This is a genomic window from Streptomyces sp. WMMB 714 (assembly GCF_900090125.1).
Lineage (GTDB): Bacteria > Actinomycetota > Actinomycetes > Streptomycetales > Streptomycetaceae > Streptomyces > Streptomyces daqingensis.
Genome location: NZ_FMHJ01000001.1, coordinates 103,358 through 119,121 on the forward strand (window position 1 = coordinate 103,358; position 15,764 = coordinate 119,121).

14 protein-coding genes are annotated in these 15,764 nt (G+C 71.4%); 10 read left to right on the top strand and 4 right to left on the bottom strand.

Annotated features, from left to right (window positions below; translation table 11 throughout):
- The first annotated feature begins 142 nt into the window (after nucleotides 1-142).
- Together H181DRAFT_RS00275 and H181DRAFT_RS00280 are read left to right on the top strand one after the other, a co-directional pair.
- Nucleotides 143-2,326 (top strand): ATP-binding protein, encoded by a 2,184-nt coding sequence (locus H181DRAFT_RS00275; RefSeq protein ID WP_254666649.1) that lies wholly within the window; start codon nucleotides 143-145, stop codon nucleotides 2,324-2,326.
- Between the two features lie 21 nt (nucleotides 2,327-2,347).
- A complete protein-coding gene (locus H181DRAFT_RS00280; RefSeq protein ID WP_052708380.1) occupies nucleotides 2,348-3,934 on the top strand; it encodes an ABC transporter substrate-binding protein in 1,587 nt (528 codons plus the stop codon).
- A 22-nt stretch (nucleotides 3,935-3,956) separates the two neighbouring features.
- Here the strand turns inward: H181DRAFT_RS00280 and H181DRAFT_RS00285 are convergent, their stop codons facing one another.
- Together H181DRAFT_RS00285 and H181DRAFT_RS00290 are read right to left on the bottom strand one after the other, a co-directional pair.
- Complete coding sequence (locus H181DRAFT_RS00285) at nucleotides 3,957-6,074, bottom strand: BTAD domain-containing putative transcriptional regulator (protein WP_052708381.1); 2,118 nt, start codon at nucleotides 6,072-6,074, stop codon at nucleotides 3,957-3,959.
- A gap of 331 nt (nucleotides 6,075-6,405) precedes the next feature.
- Nucleotides 6,406-6,981: a dihydrofolate reductase family protein gene (locus H181DRAFT_RS00290; protein WP_045862113.1), complete on the bottom strand. Its 576-nt coding sequence runs from the start codon at nucleotides 6,979-6,981 to the stop codon at nucleotides 6,406-6,408.
- A gap of 100 nt (nucleotides 6,982-7,081) precedes the next feature.
- Between H181DRAFT_RS00290 and H181DRAFT_RS00295 the strand changes: the two genes are divergently transcribed.
- The gene (locus tag H181DRAFT_RS00295; RefSeq protein ID WP_045862114.1) at nucleotides 7,082-7,276 is read left to right on the top strand and encodes a hypothetical protein; all 195 of its coding nucleotides are present in this window, start codon (nucleotides 7,082-7,084) and stop codon (nucleotides 7,274-7,276) included.
- A gap of 84 nt (nucleotides 7,277-7,360) precedes the next feature.
- Here the strand turns inward: H181DRAFT_RS00295 and H181DRAFT_RS00300 are convergent, their stop codons facing one another.
- Complete coding sequence (locus H181DRAFT_RS00300; protein WP_045862115.1) at nucleotides 7,361-7,789, bottom strand: VOC family protein; 429 nt, start codon at nucleotides 7,787-7,789, stop codon at nucleotides 7,361-7,363.
- A 181-nt stretch (nucleotides 7,790-7,970) separates the two neighbouring features.
- Between H181DRAFT_RS00300 and H181DRAFT_RS00305 the strand changes: the two genes are divergently transcribed.
- The 4 genes from H181DRAFT_RS00305 to H181DRAFT_RS30205 all read left to right on the top strand — a co-directional run bounded on the left by H181DRAFT_RS00305 (nucleotide 7,971) and on the right by H181DRAFT_RS30205 (nucleotide 10,878).
- Complete coding sequence (locus H181DRAFT_RS00305) at nucleotides 7,971-8,486, top strand: putative immunity protein (RefSeq protein ID WP_045862116.1); 516 nt, start codon at nucleotides 7,971-7,973, stop codon at nucleotides 8,484-8,486.
- A 196-nt stretch (nucleotides 8,487-8,682) separates the two neighbouring features.
- Entirely contained in the window at nucleotides 8,683-10,074 is a 1,392-nt protein-coding gene (locus H181DRAFT_RS00310; RefSeq protein WP_045862117.1) for an FAD-binding oxidoreductase, read from the top strand.
- Nucleotides 10,075-10,372: 298 nt separating this feature from the next.
- The gene (locus tag H181DRAFT_RS30200; RefSeq protein ID WP_368073242.1) at nucleotides 10,373-10,669 is read left to right on the top strand and encodes a hypothetical protein; all 297 of its coding nucleotides are present in this window, start codon (nucleotides 10,373-10,375) and stop codon (nucleotides 10,667-10,669) included.
- A 5-nt stretch (nucleotides 10,670-10,674) separates the two neighbouring features.
- Nucleotides 10,675-10,878, top strand: coding sequence for a hypothetical protein (locus H181DRAFT_RS30205; protein WP_368073243.1), 204 nt, complete (start codon nucleotides 10,675-10,677; stop codon nucleotides 10,876-10,878).
- Nucleotides 10,879-11,133: 255 nt separating this feature from the next.
- Here the strand turns inward: H181DRAFT_RS30205 and H181DRAFT_RS00320 are convergent, their stop codons facing one another.
- Nucleotides 11,134-11,892, bottom strand: coding sequence for a FadR/GntR family transcriptional regulator (locus H181DRAFT_RS00320; RefSeq protein ID WP_254666650.1), 759 nt, complete (start codon nucleotides 11,890-11,892; stop codon nucleotides 11,134-11,136).
- 223 nt (nucleotides 11,893-12,115) lie between these two features.
- Between H181DRAFT_RS00320 and H181DRAFT_RS00325 the strand changes: the two genes are divergently transcribed.
- The 3 genes from H181DRAFT_RS00325 to H181DRAFT_RS00335 are packed head-to-tail and all read left to right on the top strand — an operon-like array spanning nucleotide 12,116 to nucleotide 15,668.
- Entirely contained in the window at nucleotides 12,116-13,336 is a 1,221-nt protein-coding gene (locus H181DRAFT_RS00325) for a M20 family metallopeptidase (RefSeq protein ID WP_045862119.1), read from the top strand.
- Nucleotides 13,333-14,829: an aldehyde dehydrogenase family protein gene (locus tag H181DRAFT_RS00330; RefSeq protein WP_254666651.1), complete on the top strand. Its 1,497-nt coding sequence runs from the start codon at nucleotides 13,333-13,335 to the stop codon at nucleotides 14,827-14,829. The genes H181DRAFT_RS00325 and H181DRAFT_RS00330 overlap by 4 nt, the downstream gene beginning before the upstream one ends.
- A 14-nt stretch (nucleotides 14,830-14,843) precedes the next feature.
- A complete protein-coding gene (locus tag H181DRAFT_RS00335; protein WP_045862491.1) occupies nucleotides 14,844-15,668 on the top strand; it encodes an SDR family NAD(P)-dependent oxidoreductase in 825 nt (274 codons plus the stop codon).
- The last annotated feature ends 96 nt before the right edge of the window (nucleotides 15,669-15,764 follow it).

Below are 15,764 nucleotides of genomic sequence, written 5' to 3' on the forward strand. Positions count from 1 at the left end.
GCAGATGTAAGTTCTGTTCTTTCAGCGGTAGTTGGCGAGTCGGCCGGTGCGTAAGGCGTCGGACGGATGACGCATCGGGGGCATGTGCATGGCGGACAGAGCGCGGCCGCTCTACGGGCGCGATCCCCTCCTGCGTTCCCTGATGCCACAGCTCACCGGCCTCGCGTACGGCGAACGCGCGCGAGTGCGCTGGGAGCCCCGTCCCGACCCTCCCGTCGTGCTGATCACCGGACAGCACGGCATGGGGCGCACCGCCGTACTGGACGCGCTCGCCTCGCGGTACGCGGGCCGGCTGCCCTTCGCGTACATACGGGCCGTGCCGCCCGACCAGCGTCCCACCCCACCGGGACGCGACGGAGCTCCGAGTACCGCCGCGACCCTGGTGCAGCTCCTCCAGGAACTGGTGTGCGGCCTCGCCCCCGGCCTTCCCTCCCGGTATCCGCTGCGCCGCCCCAGCGCACGGCATCCCTTCCGCGTTCTGCTCCCCGGCCTCGTGGCCGTCTCCTCGTGGGAGCCCGGCGCCGTCGCCGAACGCGACGGGACCTGCCTGCGCATCGCCCGGATGCTGATCGCGTGCGGCCTCAGCAGCGAGGAGCCCGGCGATCTCGCCCACTCGCTGGCCGACGCCGTCGACCTGCCGGCGGGAGGGGCCGGTGAGGAGGGCGGCCTCGGCGCCGGCGACGAGCGCCGCGAACACGAGAACGGCGGCAAGCAGAAGGACGGCGGCAACCGGGAGGACACGCACCGCCGGCAGCTGACGCAGCGCCTGGTCGGGAAGCTCGAGGAGTTCTGCCCGGTCACCCCGGCTCAGACCTGGTACGGGCAGCAGCACGGCGAGGTCGCCGCCGCTTCGGCGGACAGCCCGGCTCCGCTGGTCCGTCTCGGCCTGCGGCTGCACCAGGGCGGCGACCCGGGGCACGCCAGCGCGCGCACCCTCGTGGCCGCCCTGCTCCACGACATCGCCTCCGCCTACGGACCGCTCCAGCGCGCCAACCGCGAGCGCTGGCCCCTGATCCTGCTGGACGACGCCCACCACCCGTCGGGGAAGCGCTTCATCGATCTGCTGCTCGACGAAAGAGCGAAGCCCGAGCGGCAGTCGGACGACCACCTCATCGTCGCCGCGACGCATCTCGGCGGCGTGCCCGACGACGCACCCGACGCGGTGCGGTGCGAACTCCCCCTGCTGGCCGAGGCGTTGAACACGCCGGCGCCGAGGCGGGGCCGCTCGGCGTCCGCGGGGCTCCTCGTCGTCCCGCTCACGCCGCTCGGCCCGGGAGAGATCCTCTCCCTGCTGGACCGGGCGGACACCACGCTCCACCACTACCTGGCCTCCGCCGTCTACGCGGTGACGGACGGCCACCCCGCGGCGAGCGAGATGTTCTGCGACGCCGTTCTGGCCGCTGTCCGCGGAGGGAAGGACGTCGTCCCCGAGTCCCTGCTGAAGCTGCAGGACCCGGACGGACGGCCCGTCACGACGGCGGTACTGGAGCGCCTCGTGCCGGAGCCACGTCAGCGCCACCGTCTCGTACAGCTCTGCCTTGCCCGCGACCGCACTGCGGCCGAGGCGCTCGCCGGCCACCTCGGGATACGTGGGCCGGAACAGCTCCAGGCCAACGCCGCGGAGGACTACCTGGAGACGCACCAGTGGCAGCGCTATCCCACCTCTGACGGCCCGCTGGTCGCCCACCCGCTCCTCCAGCGGCTCCTGATGGCCGAAGCGCGCCGCACCATGAGCGGCAAGGGCGGTGAGCACTGGCAGGACGTACACGACTTCCTCGTCCAGCACCACCGCGACCCGGGCAACGGCGGCGTCGAGCACGCACAGTGGCACTCCATGGCAGCGGGAAGAGCACAGACGGTCGCCGGTGTGCTGGAGGAGCTGTTCGAGCTGGGGAAGGGCCAGCGCGGAGGGGCCGGGGAGTGGCTGACGCTGCTGGCGTACTGCGCGACGGCCCCCGTACCGCCGTGCGACGACGGGGAGGACGACCGTACGGGTACGGCGCTCCGCGAGCAGGCGGGTCCGCTCCGGGACCCGGGCCCCTACGACGAGGCGGGGGCACGCGACGAGGCACTGCTCTCCATCAACAGCCTTCTGCACGCGCTGTGGTGCCTGTCCGAGCCGCACACCGAACCCGACCGCGACCTGCGTGCCGCCGTTCGCGAGGAGTTCGGCTGCCTCTCCCGGCTCCACCCCACATGGCGCACCGAGTTGCGGCATGTGGCGCGCACGTGGCCCGTGGCCGCGGAGAAGAAGCGCCCGTTCACCGTCCCCCCGGCCACCGCCGGCAAGCCCGGCACGCGCCAGTCCTTCCGCGGCCCGACCTGACAGCTCTGATTGCGAGGAACATTGCGCTTAGAGATTCACCACAGGGAGTGGGGCCCCGTCACGGGGGCCTTGGCGGCGGTCACGGCCGGGGCCGTCATCGTCGCCGTCGCCCTGCTGGTCACCTGGCTCTGGCCCGACGAATGCCAGGACGGCCTGGAGGCCGTGGACGGCGAGTGCGTCGGGGTGACGGACCGTGCCTTCGAGGTGGAGGACCCGGAGACCGGAAAGCTGCTGCGGGAGATCGAGAAGCAGAACGACCGGGTCCGGGCCGAGTACGAGTCCCCCTCGCGCTCTCCGTACGTACGGGTCGCGCTGAAGATGCCGTTCACCTACGACGACACCAGCGCCATGACGCGCGACATGATCCGGCGCGCAGTGGCGGGGGCGCTCGCCGCGCAGCGAGAAGTCAACGAGAAGGCAGCGCCGCACCTCCAGTTGCTGCTCGCCCCGGACGGCAAGGACCTCGACAAGTGGCCCACGGTGCATGAGCAGCTGTCCGTGCTGGCCGGGGAGAAGCAGAACCCGCTGGTGGGCGTCGCGGGCATACCGAGCAGCACCTCGGAGACGCGCGAGGCCATCGACGACCTGAGCGAGAGGGAGATCCCCACCGTCGGTCCCACCACGACCTCGGCCGACATGAACTCCCGGTACTTCTTCAAGACTTCACCGAACAACGAAGAGTTCGCCGAGGCCCTGAAGCAGTATCTGGAGCGTGACGCGCACGGCGCGGAGGAGCGGCGTCCCGAGCGCGGGTTCCTGCTCTACGACCGGCAAGGCACGGACGTCTACTCGAAGAACCTGCGCAAGGTCATCGGTGAGGAGTTCGGCAAGACCTGGGGCCTGAAGGACAGCCGGGCCCCGTACCTCGGCGTCACCGGCAACAAGAAGGGCATACCCCAGCGCTTCACGGACGCTGTCGACAAGATCTGCAAGGGCCCCGACTACGACACCATCTTCTTCGCGGGGCGCGACCAGGACCTGCCCGCGTTCGTCGAGAAGCTCGCGGACGAGCCGTGCGGCGACGGCCGCGAACTCCGCATCCTCAAAGTGGGTATCGGACTCGACCCCACCCTGACCTCCAGGGACACCCGGCTGGACCTGCTGGACGCCCACGCCAGGCTCGTCAACGCCTCCTCCGTCGACACCTCCTGGTGGCGTGGCGGTGAGGCGCCTTCCGGGGTGACGCGCTTCCTCCGCGAGTTCCGCGGCCTCGAGGACACCTACGAGCTGGGGTCGCGCTCGCTGGACGACGGCTACTCGGCCATGTACTACGACTCCGTCCAGATCCTCGCCGACGCCGTCGACTACAGCTTCGACGACATCAACAAGGGGCACGAGGGCTCCCCGAAGGTTCCGGACAAGGACGTCGTCTACGACACTCTCCTCGACCCGAGCATCGACGAGGACAGGTGCGACGAATGCCTTCGCGGTGCCGGCGGCAGGTACGGCTTCGGTTTCGAGCGCAGCGGCCAGAACGAGCAGTGGGCGGTGTGCAAACCGGTACCGGTCCTCGAGTTCGGTTCGGGCACGGGGCCCGACCCGAAATCCGTCGACCCGCTGTACCGCACGTACAGGGGAACGGACCCGGACGTCTGCCCGAGTGACTGAGCCCCCCTCGGCGGGGTCGCCTTCATCTCCACCAGCCCTCGTACTGGAGGGAAGGGTCCGTCAACCGAAGCTCGTACTCGCACTGCTCGCTGGCGGTCGCGGTGAGAAGGATCGTCTCAGGATCGAAGGGAAGGTCCTTCTCGATGACCGCCGATTCTCCGTCCTCCCGGACGAAGGTGCCGGACGCGACCTCTTCCCGACCATCGATGACGAGCGTCCAGGAGACCCCCTGGGCCAGATCTGACGAGCAATTCGGATCCGTGTCGAAATCCGCGGGAACCGAGAGGGTGAGCTTGGCCTTGATGCGGCGTTCCATCACGATGACGGGCTTCCGGGCAGGCGGGATGAACGTCACCCAGAGGTCCTCGGCGCCCACCTGCGAGTGCTTGAGGCTCAGCCCGTGCCAGGAGTACGACGGCTTCGCCGACTTCGCGGACTTCGTCACGGGGAGGTTCCCCATGTCGTAGCCGATCCCAGCCGTGCGGCTCCCGTAGAACGGCAAAGGGAGCAGCGCCAGGGCGGCGGCTCCTACGAGAAGACTCGTCGGGCGCCGCCACCGGCTCCTCCTGGCGCCCCGTCGGCCAGTTGAAGATCTCGTTGCGGAAGCCGGGCCGTCAGGTCCGGCATCGCTTTCAGCCGGAGCGACTTCCCGAGCCGGGGAGGTCCCTGCGGCGTCGTGGTGGTCCGGCGAGCCGGAAGCGCTCCTGGTTCGATCGTCCAAGAGCTGCTCGCGGACGACCTTCTGCCCGTCTTCGGTGTCGCCGGCTTCGGCGGACGACGTGGTGAGGTCGAGCTCTCCGCTCAGCTCGTCCAGTTGAGCCGCTTGCTCGACGAGCTTCTTCCCGGATGCCTCCAGGAAGTGGTCGACCTCGTACAGCGGGGCCAGTCCGAAGTCCTCTGCGGCAGGGAATCGGTCCTCGTGGGTTGCCGTTTCCCCGGACGGTAGCTGCCGGTCGTCTTCCCGTTCACGAAGGCGGTCTTCGACGAGCCGTTCCGTCGCGAGCTGGATCTCTTCGGCCTTCTCCCGTTCACGGCGTGCCTGCGCGAGTTGCCTTCTCGCCGTCTCCAACCGTTCGTGGGACGCGGCCAGTTCCTTCTGGAGTTCGGGGGTGGACGCATGGCTGCGCTTCTCGGCTTCCAGGCGTTTCACCCGACCCTGCAGGGACTTCACCATCTCCAGCAGCCAGAAGACCAGTGCATAGGCAGTGCGCGCCTCGTCCGCGGCCTTGATGTGCATCTTGCGCGCGTCGTCGAGCCGCAACGCCAGCTCTCCCGCTGTGTCCGGTCGTGACGGGGCCGGCCTCCGACTCTGCCCGTGTTGCGCGTCTGTACGAGCGGCATCCACGGCCAGCGCTGCGTCGTTGGTGAGGATCTGCTGGTGCCGCTGCTGCAGCTCGGATCCCGGGTCGATGCCCAGCTCCTCCGCGAGCATGCCGCGCGTCGTTTCGTACACCGCGAGCGCCTCGGCCTGCCGGCCGGACCGGAAGAGGGCCAGCATCAGCCGTGCAGCGAAACGCTCGTTGAGCGGGAACTCGCCGACGAGCCGGGTCAGTTCAGGGATCAACCGGCCATGACGCCCCAGGTCCAGGTCGGCCTCGATCCGATCTTCCAGAGCAGCGGTCCGCAACTCCGCGAGCCGATCTCGTTCCCCGTCCAGAGCGGTACTGGAGACGTTCGTCAGCGCCGGACCGTGCCAGAGGGCCAGCGCTTCCTCCAGCTCCGCTGCCGCCAGCCGGGCGTCCCCCTGAGCGAGCGCCTTCCGGCCCCTGGCGGCCCGGCGCTCGAAGACCGCAAGGTCCAGCCCGTCCTCCTCCACCCGGAGGACGTAGCCACTCTCCGACCACGCGAGGACCGCGGACGGCGAGCGTGCCGCCCGGCCGGGCTCCAGGGCCCGCCGCAGCGCGGAGACGTACTTCTGCAGCTGGTTCACCGCGTATGCCGGTGCCGGGTCGCCCCACACCGCCTCGACCAACCGCTCCCGCCCCACGGACCGGTTCGCGTTCAGCAGCAGGACCGCCAGCACCGCACGCTGCCTCGCCGGCCCCAGGTCCAGCCGACCGCTCCCCCGCCAGGCCGCGACCGGGCCGAACACCGTGAACCGTAACGGGCCCTCGGCCCCTTCGACGTTCTGCGGACCCACGCCTTCCAGCCCCCTCGTCCTTGCCAGCCCGGTCCGGGTGCTCCGCGCGCCGGACACGTTCGGCAACAGCACCAGCGCGTCGCCAAGAGTCTCTGCCAGCGATACGCCTAATCCGGCCGACCACAGTAGTCATGCACAGGGGGGAGCCGCCCGGTTCCTGACCGGGGCTGCTGCTGAGGCTGAGGGACGCGTCCCCATCGGGGCAACCCTCAGCAACTCCCGGGGGAGCAGCAGGAGTTGGGACCGGGGCGGCACCGGGCCTGCGTTGCTTCGGGAGCGGCCGGAGCAACGCAGGCCCGGGGATGTGGCAGGGGCGCACTTCCCGTACAGGTCAGTGGAGGGTGGGCCGGTAGACGAGTTCCTGGATGTGACCGTCCAGCGTCCGGTTCCCGACGAGTTCCAAGTCGAAATCGGCCGCGCCCCTGAAGATCGGGTCCAGCCCGGTCCGTCCGGTGATGACGGGGAAGATCGTCACCTGCACGCGGTCGACCAGGCCGGCGGCCATCAGCGCCCGGTTCATCGACAGGCTTCCGTGTGAGCGCAACGGCACGTCGGACTCCTCCTTGAGCCGTGCGACGACGTCGACGGCGTCACCTCGCGCGACGGTCGCGTTCGACCAGGCGAGGGGATCGTCCAGCGTCGTCGAGACCACCGTCGTCGGCATGCCTCGCAGCCGGGTGACCCACGGGTCGCGCACGTCGGGGTTCTCGGTGCTCGATGCGAGCATCTCCGCGAATGCCCGGAAGGTGTTGGCCCCGAGCACCATTCGCTGCTCCGGCCGGTACAACGCGAGGCGGTGGTCGAGCAGTTCGGGACCCTGCTTGCCCCAGTAGCCCTTCCAGTCGCCGCCGCCGGCGCCGTAGCCGTCGAGGCTGGAGAAGACGTCGAAGGTGTAGGTGGCGGTCATGTCGATCCCCTCAGATGCAGTTGTCCGGGCCTGTGACTGCAGACTCGGGGATGCTGCGAGACTCATCGCTCCGGCCGACCACCAGCGCGGAGGAGAACACGTGACCGCCGACGGCAGCACCGACCGCCGTGAGAAGTACGCCAGGGCGCTCTACGCGACGCTCGGTTTCAGCGCCGAGCGCCACCCCTGGACGACGCTGGCACCGGCCCGTCGGGAGGTCTGGTACCAACGGGCGGACGCGGCCATCGCCCTGGCGGACGAGGAGATCGCGGAAGCCGTGCGCGACTTCCGGTGAAGCACGTACGGAAGTGCGTACGGGGAGCGCGCCGTACCGCGGGGCCTGCCTCGAACGGGAGGTCCTCGACGGCGCCGAGGACGCTCAGTCGACGCAGAACTCGTTGCCCTCGATGTCCAGCATGGGGATGCACGCGTCACTGCCGTCGTACAGCGTTCGCACGTGTACCGCGCCGAGCGGGACCAGCCGCGCGCACTCGGCCTCCAGTGCCGCAAGGCGCTCCTCGCCCACGAGGCCGGTGCCCACCCGCACGTCGAGATGGAGCCGGTTCTTGGCGGCCTTCCCTTCAGGAACGCGCTGGAAGTACAGGCGCGGGCCCACGCCCGAAGGATCGACGCAGGCGCACCACGCGTCCCGCTCCTCGGAGGGCAGGGAGCTCTGGAAATCGCTCCACGTGGCGAACCCCTCCGGTGCCGGCGGCACCACGTACCCCAGCACCTCGCACCAGAAGCGGGCGAGGCGCTCGGGTTCCGCGCAGTCGAAGGTGACTTGGAACTGCCTGATCCGGGACATCGGCGTACCTTACCGCGGTGCCTGCTCCCCGTACTCCTGAATAAGTCGGCACGCGGACGAGGGATACTGGGCTGCGGCTCCCGACGGCCAGTGCTCCGCAGGACGTCAGGGGGTCACAGGGTCAGACCGTCCAGCCACGGGAACGGTGCGATCAGGTGCGGCAGAAGGAGCGCCGGCAGACATGATTCTTCCGAAGATCCGGGATCCGCGCTTCATCACGATTCGCCGAGGCGGCACCCTCACAGACGAGGATCATCATCTCCTCGCGCTCTGGGCGGCAGCTTGCGCGGAGCACGTCCTCGGCCTCTTCGAGTCCGCGCGGCCCGACGACCCGCGGCCGCGCGAGGCCATCGAGCACGCCCGTGCCTGGGTGCGCGGGGAGGTCGCGATGATGCGGGCCCGCGCGGCGGGCGGCCACGCGATGGGTGCGGCGAGAGACCTGCGCGGGGCACCGCGTCACGCCGCGTACGCGGCGGGGCAGGCCGGGGCGGTCGCACATGTCGCCGCCCACGAACTCGGCGCCGCCGCCTACGCGATCAAGGCCGTACGCGCCGCCGCGCCGAAAGGCGAGGAGGAGGCCGCGGGTCGCCTGGAGTGCCGGTGGCAGCGGGACCAGCTCCCCGAGGCGATCCGCGAACTCGTCCTCGACGACCAGCGCTTGCGCAACGACATCTGCTGGTCGGTCTTCGACTGCTGAGAGTGCGTGATGCCTCCGGCGCCGGGCCCGCAGCGTGCCCGGGCCGCTGTCCGCGCCTCGTCGCTCCCCTCCTGGAGGGACGGGCCGATCCCGGCTTCCGTACGCGGTACGGGAGCCGCGCCCCGCCTCACGTCCGGCTCCCGTCACTGCCGCCACCAGGAGAGTTACGGTCGAAAGGGGAGAAATGGGGACGAATATGTCAACCCGGACTCTGGACCGCACTGCCCTGGAGACGCTGCGGAGGAACTTCACCGGTGCCTTGCTGACGCCGGGCGATCCCGGCTACGAGGGCTGCCGCACCCTGTTCAACGCCATGATCGACCGGCACCCCTCCCTGATCGCCCAGTGCCGCACCGAGGACGACGTCGCCACCGCCGTCCGCTTCGGCAGGCAGTCGGGCCGGGAGATCGCCGTCCGCGGAGGCGGCCACGGCGTAGCCGGAACCTGCAGTACCGAGGGCGGCCTGGTCGTGGACCTGCGGCACCTGGACGCCGTCACCGTCGACCCCGACGCCCGCACCGCGACGGTCGGCGGCGGCGCCACCATGGCCGACCTCGACGCGGCGACCCAGCCGTACCGCCTCGCCACCACCGGAGGGCGCGTCTCGACCACCGGAGTCGGCGGCTTCCTCCTCGGCGGCGGCTCCGGCTGGCTGGACCGGACGTTCGGACTGGCCTGCGACAACCTCGTCGCCGCCGACCTGATCACCGCCGACGGCAGCAAGGTGCACACCGACGCCGCCACCGAACCGGACCTGTTCTGGGCCCTGCACGGAGGGGGCGGCAACTTCGGCGCCGTCACCTCCTTCACCCTGCGCCTGCACCCTCTGGCCGCGCTCACGGCGGCGCTGCTGATCTGGCGGCCCGAAGAGGGGCCGGGAGTCACCCGCGCCTACCGCGACTTCATCGCCGGCGCCCCCGACGCGGTGGGCGGCGGCCTCATCTACGTCACCGCCCCCGACGAGCCGTTCGTCCCGGAGGACATGACCGGCTCCCTGGCCTGCCTCGTCCTGGTCACCTACGCCGGTCCCGAGGAGGAAGCCCGAGAGGTCCTCGAACCGCTGCTGCGCCTCGCTCCCGCCGGGGAGATGATCGCCGAGATGCCCTACGCCGAACTGCAGAGCATGCTCGACGACCCGCCCGGCTACCGCAACTACTGGTCAGCCGAGCACCTGCAGTCCCTGCCCGACGAGGCCGTGGACGTCTTCTGCGGCAAGGCGCACGAGATGATCGTCCCCTCGCCCTCCCAGCACGTGCTCTTCCCCCAGGGCGGCGCCGTCGACGACGACCCGCACGGCTACCCCGTCCCCTGGCGCCACGCGCCCTGGACCGTCCACCCGTTCGGGCTGTGGAGCGACCCGGCCGACGACGACCGCGCCATCGCCTGGGCCCGCACCCTCCTCAGGGAGCTGCGCCCCTGGACCACCGGAAGCGTCTACCTCAACTTCATCGGCCAGGAAGGCCACGACCGGCTCGTCAACGCCTACGGTCCCCGCGACTACGAACGTCTCACGCGCATCAAAGCCCGGTACGACCCGGACAACACCTTCCACCTCAACCACAACATCCCGCCCGCGAGCGGTAGTTGAGAGCAGCGGCAGCAAGTCCGTTTTGGCGCGACGTCTTTCGGGACGTCTTTCGGGACGTCTTTCGGGACGTCTTTCGGGACGCCAACGTTGCGCGTCGCTCCGGCTCCCGGGCGCCGGTCGCGGGACGTGCCGGACTTGCGTCCCCCGGACCGGCGTTGACCACACTCGGATGCAACACGGCGTCGCCCTCTGCGAGTTCGCGCACGCACGCCGGTCCTGGAGGCCGTACGCGTACTCGCGTCCACACCGCTTTCCAGCGGCGAAGCTGGTGCCCAACAGCCGCGGATAGCCTGGCACGATGAGCCTCCTCGACAAACTGACCGGCACCAGACGCCCCAGCAGCGGCGTCGCGCCCCGCTCGGCCGAGGACGTGCGGGCGATGCTGCTCGATCTCGACGCCACCCACCCCGCTTATGCCGTCAAAGACGGCACCCCGGAGGGGGCAGACGTGATCGCGGAGTGGCAGGTCTGCGATCACGTCTGCCCCTGGGGCTGTTCTCCGCCCGCGGCGAGGTCCGCCACACGGTGCGCATACGGATGCGTCTCGTTGCGGCGCGGCGCGAAGTCCGCGCCCTGGAAGAGCAGTCGGAGGTGAAACGGGTGGGCGGGACGCAGGTGTCCGCCACGTACACCCGCGGTCCCGCACGGTCGGTCTCACGCCAACTGACAGTTCGAAGAGCCGACGGCGGCGGCGAAGCCACGGAGACCTTCCGCTTCGACCGCGCGGAACTGCGGGGAGTTCTCCGGGACACGGTCCTCTCGGCGGGATGGACCTGGCGCGGCGTCCTCTTCGGCAGGCTCTGACCGGACGGGGCCTCCGCCGGTGGACGGCCGGTCCGGCTAGGTGTATTGGTCACGAGCGTCAACAACGCTCGTGACCAATACACCTAGGGCGTGTCTCAAAGTAGCGTCGTCCGGCCGTAGGCCGGGGGACGCGGCGTCTGGTGCGTGCGATCGCAAGGCGGAGGGAGGAGAGCGCAGCGGGCTGCGCCGACGACCGACAACGCAGCCAGCGTGCGTGCCAGACACCGCGTCCCAGACGGGACTTTGAGACACGCCCTAGCCCAGCGCCGCCTTCAGCAGCCGCCGGTCGCCCTCCCCCACGAGGTCCGCGTAGTAGTCGAACAGCGCCTCTCGTCCCAGGCGCGCGGCGCCCTCGCCGTCTCCGGCCCGGATCGCTTCCAGTACGCGTCGGTGGTGGGCCACGGAACGCTCCATCCACGCGCCCGCGTCCGAGACCGCGGCGATCTTCTGCTCGATCACGCCCACCACCGCCTCGTGCACGGCACGTGCGCACAATCCCAGCAGCGCGTTGCCGCTCGCTTCGGCGACGGCCTGGTGGAAGAGGGCGTCCGCCTCGCTGAAGGCGCGCAGTCCCACCGAGCTCAGCTCTTCCATGCGGGCGATCTGCTCGGCCATCCGTTCCAGGTCGCTTTCCTGCCGCAGGCAGGCCGCGAGCCGGTTGCTCTCGCCGTCCAGCACCATCCGGAACTGGATCAGCTCCCCCACCGACGCCACTCGGGAGCGCGTCAGCCTGCCCATGGCGCGGGTGAGGCCCTCCGAGGAGACGCCGAGGACTTCCACGCCGAGCGGGTCGCCGGGCCGGGAGCGTACGAGGCCGCCCGATTCCAGGACCCGCAGCGCCTCGCGCACGGTGGAGCGACCGACGCCGAACTGCGAGACGAGTTCCCGTTCCCCCGGCAGGCGCGAGCCGGGAGGCAGCACTCCGCTGACGATCCTGTTCTCGATCTCCTCCGCGACGCGCTCGTAAGCGCGCACCGCTCTCACCGGCTGGAACGGCACTCCCCCAGCAGCCACCGCACGCCCCTCTTGTCGTCGCCCATGTCGTCGCTCCGGCTCGGCTCTTCCGCCTCGCCCGTGGTCTGCGGACACCATGCCGGAAGCAGATTCCGGTGCCTGCGGCGCCCTCCCCCTTGACCAACGCGTCAGCGCGCTAGGAGAGTACGGGAAATCAACTGGTCTGACCAGTCACCTGGCCTGGTGGAGAAGGCCGGCAAAGGGCTGTGGGAGAGGCTTGTCTATGCATTCCGAATCGGGTGCCCCGCCGCGCGACCTCGTGGTCGACGCGGACGCGGCCGTGGAGCTCACCCGCGACCTGGTGCGGCTGCGCACCGTCGCCGACGCGGAGGAGGTCGAGGGCCCGGCCGTCCGGCTGCTCGCCCGGCTGTTCACCGAGTTCGGCTGGCAGCACGAAGTGGTCGAGGTGGCCCCCGGCAGGCAGAACCTCGTCGCCGTCGTCGAGGGCGGTGGCGGCGACGGGCCGACGCTGATGTTCGAGGGGCACACGGACGTCGTCACCGAGGGCGACAGCGCGGACTGGAGCACCGACCCCTACGGCGGGGAGATCCGCGATGGGAAGCTGTGGGGCCGCGGCTCGGCGGACATGAAGTCCGGTCTGGCGGCGATGGTCCACGGCGTGCGCGCGCTCCAGCTGGCCGGGCCCTTCCCCGGACGGGTCGTCCTGGGCGTCCTGTGCGACGAGGAAGGGATGATGCTCGGCGCCAAGGCGTTCTCGGCCTCCCCGGCGGCGGCCGGCGTGGACGGGGTCATCGTCTGCGAACCCGAGGGGTACGAGGTGTGCACCTCCGCACGCGGCGGCATCCGGCTGCGGCTGGAGCTGACGGGGGTGATGGCGCACGGAGCGATGCCGCAGGAGGCCAAGTCCCCTCTGCTGGCGGGCGCGCGGATCATCGAGGCCCTCGCCGGCGTGGAGGAATGGGCCGTCGGGCGCTGGGGCACGCACCCGCACGCCGGTGCGGTGACCGTCACGCCGACGGTGCTGCAGGCCGGGGACGCGGCGCAGCTCAACGTCATCCCGGCGCACGGCCTGGTGGGCGTCGACGTCCGCACGATCCCCGGCACCGACCACGCGGAGCTGACGGGCCGTATCCGGGAGGCCGCCGAGGAGGCCGCGGCCACTGCCGGCGTCACCGTGGAAACGACCGTCGTCGACGACCGGCCTGCCGTGGAGGTGGCACAGGACCACCCCGTCGTCACGGCCCTCGTCGCCGCGCACCTCGGCGAGCACGGCGTACCGCCGGCGTACGGCGCCGTTCCCGGAACCACCGACGGGACGATCCTCACCCGCGACGCGGGCCTGCCGACCGTGGTCTACGGCCCGGGCGGGAAGTGGATCGCGCACCAGAAGGACGAGTTCGTGGAGGTGGCCGAGATCGGGGCGTACGCAAGGGTCTACGCGAACGCCGCCCGTCAGTTCCTGACCGGCGGGGCGGCCCGGTGACCGCCGCGGCACACTCCCCCTCGGAAGCGGGCACCGTCTCCGCTCTGCCCGGGGTCCCCGCGGATCTCACGGCGGGACTGCCCGTCGGAGAGGCCCTGGTGGCCACCGACGGCTCGCAGCCCGTCCACTTCCCCTACGACGGCACCGAGATCGCCCGCTCCCCCCTGGGCGACGAGGCGGCAGCGCACCGGGCCGCCGAGCATGCCGCGGCGCTGCGCAAGCAGGTCGGGGCGCTGCCCTCCCGGGTACGGCGCCGGGTGCTGCTCGGAGTCGCCGACGCCCTGCGGGAAGCGGCCGGTCCCATGGAGGATCTGCTCGTCCTGGAGACGGGCAAGCCGCGGACGGACTGCCGTACCGAGGTGCTGCGGGCGGTGGCGACGTGGGAGGCCACTGCCGACGAGGTCTCGCGCACGCGCGGGGAGACGGTCCCCTTGGACCTGCTGCCCTCCGGCGACGGGATGACGGGGTTCTGGACGCGGCGGCCGGTCGGAGTGGTCGTGGGCGTGACCGGGTTCAACTACCCGATGATGCTCGCGTCCCACAAGATCGCTCCGGCCCTGGCGGCGGGCTGCCCCGTCATCGTCAAGCCGGCCCCCGCGACGCCGCTGGCCACGCTGTGGCTGGTGCGGCTCGTGCGGGAGCAGCTGGAGGCGGCGGGGGCGCCGGCCGGTGCGGTGCAGATGGTCACCGGCGACGCCGGGGTGGGCCGGACCCTGACGACGCATCCGCACGTCGCGGCGGTCTCCTTCACGGGGTCGGCCGGGATCGGGCACCTCATCGCCCGGGAGGCGGCGCCGCGGAAGGTCGTCCTCGAACTGGGCTCCAACGCCGCGCTGGTGGTGGCGGCGGACGCCGACCTGGACGCGGCGGCCGACGCCGTCGTGCGCGGCGGGTACTACGCGTCCGGGCAGGCGTGCATCGCCGTCCAGCGCGTGATCGCCGTCGAGGACGTCGCGGCGGAGCTGGAGCGGAAGATCACGGAGCGGCTGCCGCAGGTCCTCGTCGGTGATCCGCGGGCCGAGGAGACCCGCGTGTCCGCCCTGATCGACGAGGCGGCGACGGAGCGGGTAGGGCGGTGGATCGAGGAGGCCCGCGCGGCGGGTGCGCGCCTGGTGCACGGCGGGACGCGCGAGGGGCGCTGTCTCACTCCGGCACTGCTGACGGGGGTGCCCGACGGCCAGCCGGCGTGGGACGAGGAGATCTTCGGGCCGGTGGTGTGCCTGCGCGCGGTGCCGGACCTCGCGGCGGCGTACGCGACGGTCAACGCCAGCCGCTACGGGCTGCACGCCGCGGTCTTCACCCGGGACCTGGGCACGGCCTTCGACGCCGTGGAGGAGCTGGAGGTCGGCGGCGTCGTCGTCAACGACGTCCCGGGCTACCGCTGCGACATCGCGCCCTACGGCGGAGTGAAGGACTCGGGAACGGGCCGCGAAGGCCCGCGGTTCGCCATCGAGGAGATGACGGTGACACGCATGGCGGTGATCCGGCGATGACGGCGGGACAGCGCATGCCGGAGGAACAGCGGACGCCTGCGGGCTACGCGGGCCTGTTCCGGCTGGACGGCCGCCGGGTCGCGGTGGTCGGCGGAGGGAGCGGCATCGGCCGGGAGTCGGCGCGGGCCCTCGCGGCGCACGGCGCCGAGGTGCTCGTCGCGGACCGGGACGAGGAAGGGGCGGCCGAGACAGCGCGGCTCGCTTCGCTCGAGGCGCCGGCCCCGGGTGCGTCCACCGGCCGGGTGAGCACGCACCACCTCGACGTCCTGGACGGGGAGGCGGTGCGCGAGGCCGTACGGGAGTGGGGGGAGCTGGACGGTCTCGTGGTGACCGTGGGCGCGAACGTGCGCAAGCGGATCAGCGACTACACGGCCTCCGACTTCGACAAGGTCCTCGCGCTGAACCTGCGTGCGTACCTGACTCTCGTGCAGGCGGCGGCGCCCGGCATGGCCGAGCGCGGGCGCGGCAGCGTCGTGGGGATGTCGTCGATGCGCGCCTTCCAGGTGGAGGCCGGGCAGAGCGTGTACGCCGCGTCGAAGGCCGGGCTGGTGCAGCTGCTGCGCACGGCCGCCGCGGAGTGGGGGCCCAGCGGCGTGCGGTTCAACGCGGTGGCGCCCGGGGTCGTCCGTACACCGCTGACCGATCAGATCGCGGACGACCCGCAGTGGTACGACGCGTACGCCCGGGCCTCCGCGTTGCGGCGTTGGGCCGGCGCCGACGAGATCGCGGGTGCCGTGACCTACCTCGTCTCCGACGCCTCCACGTACGTCACCGGCAGCGTACTGACCGTGGACGGAGGGTGGACCGCGGTCGACGGCCGCTACGACCCGTCCGTGTGAGCTGAGCGGACGCCCCGGCGGCGGACGCCCGGCGACCGGCGCCGAGCTCCACGGCGAGAGCCGCGGCGAGCACCTGGCCGCGAGCGGAGCGACCCA

What these genes read in the sequence shown, in the direction of transcription:
- H181DRAFT_RS00275 (WP_254666649.1), top strand. Translation starts at nt 143, where the DNA reads ATGCCACAGCTCACCGGCCTCGCGTACGGCGAACGCGCGCGAGTGCGC.
- H181DRAFT_RS00290 (WP_045862113.1), bottom strand. Translation starts at nt 6,981, where the DNA reads ATGACCGCCACCTACACCTTCGACGTCTTCTCCAGCCTCGACGGCTAC.
- H181DRAFT_RS00300 (WP_045862115.1), bottom strand. Translation starts at nt 7,789, where the DNA reads ATGTCCCGGATCAGGCAGTTCCAAGTCACCTTCGACTGCGCGGAACCC.
- H181DRAFT_RS00305 (WP_045862116.1), top strand. Translation starts at nt 7,971, where the DNA reads ATGATTCTTCCGAAGATCCGGGATCCGCGCTTCATCACGATTCGCCGA.
- H181DRAFT_RS00310 (WP_045862117.1), top strand. Translation starts at nt 8,683, where the DNA reads ATGTCAACCCGGACTCTGGACCGCACTGCCCTGGAGACGCTGCGGAGG.
- H181DRAFT_RS30200 (WP_368073242.1), top strand. Translation starts at nt 10,373, where the DNA reads ATGAGCCTCCTCGACAAACTGACCGGCACCAGACGCCCCAGCAGCGGC.
- H181DRAFT_RS00325 (WP_045862119.1), top strand. Translation starts at nt 12,116, where the DNA reads ATGCATTCCGAATCGGGTGCCCCGCCGCGCGACCTCGTGGTCGACGCG.
- H181DRAFT_RS00335 (WP_045862491.1), top strand. Translation starts at nt 14,844, where the DNA reads ATGCCGGAGGAACAGCGGACGCCTGCGGGCTACGCGGGCCTGTTCCGG.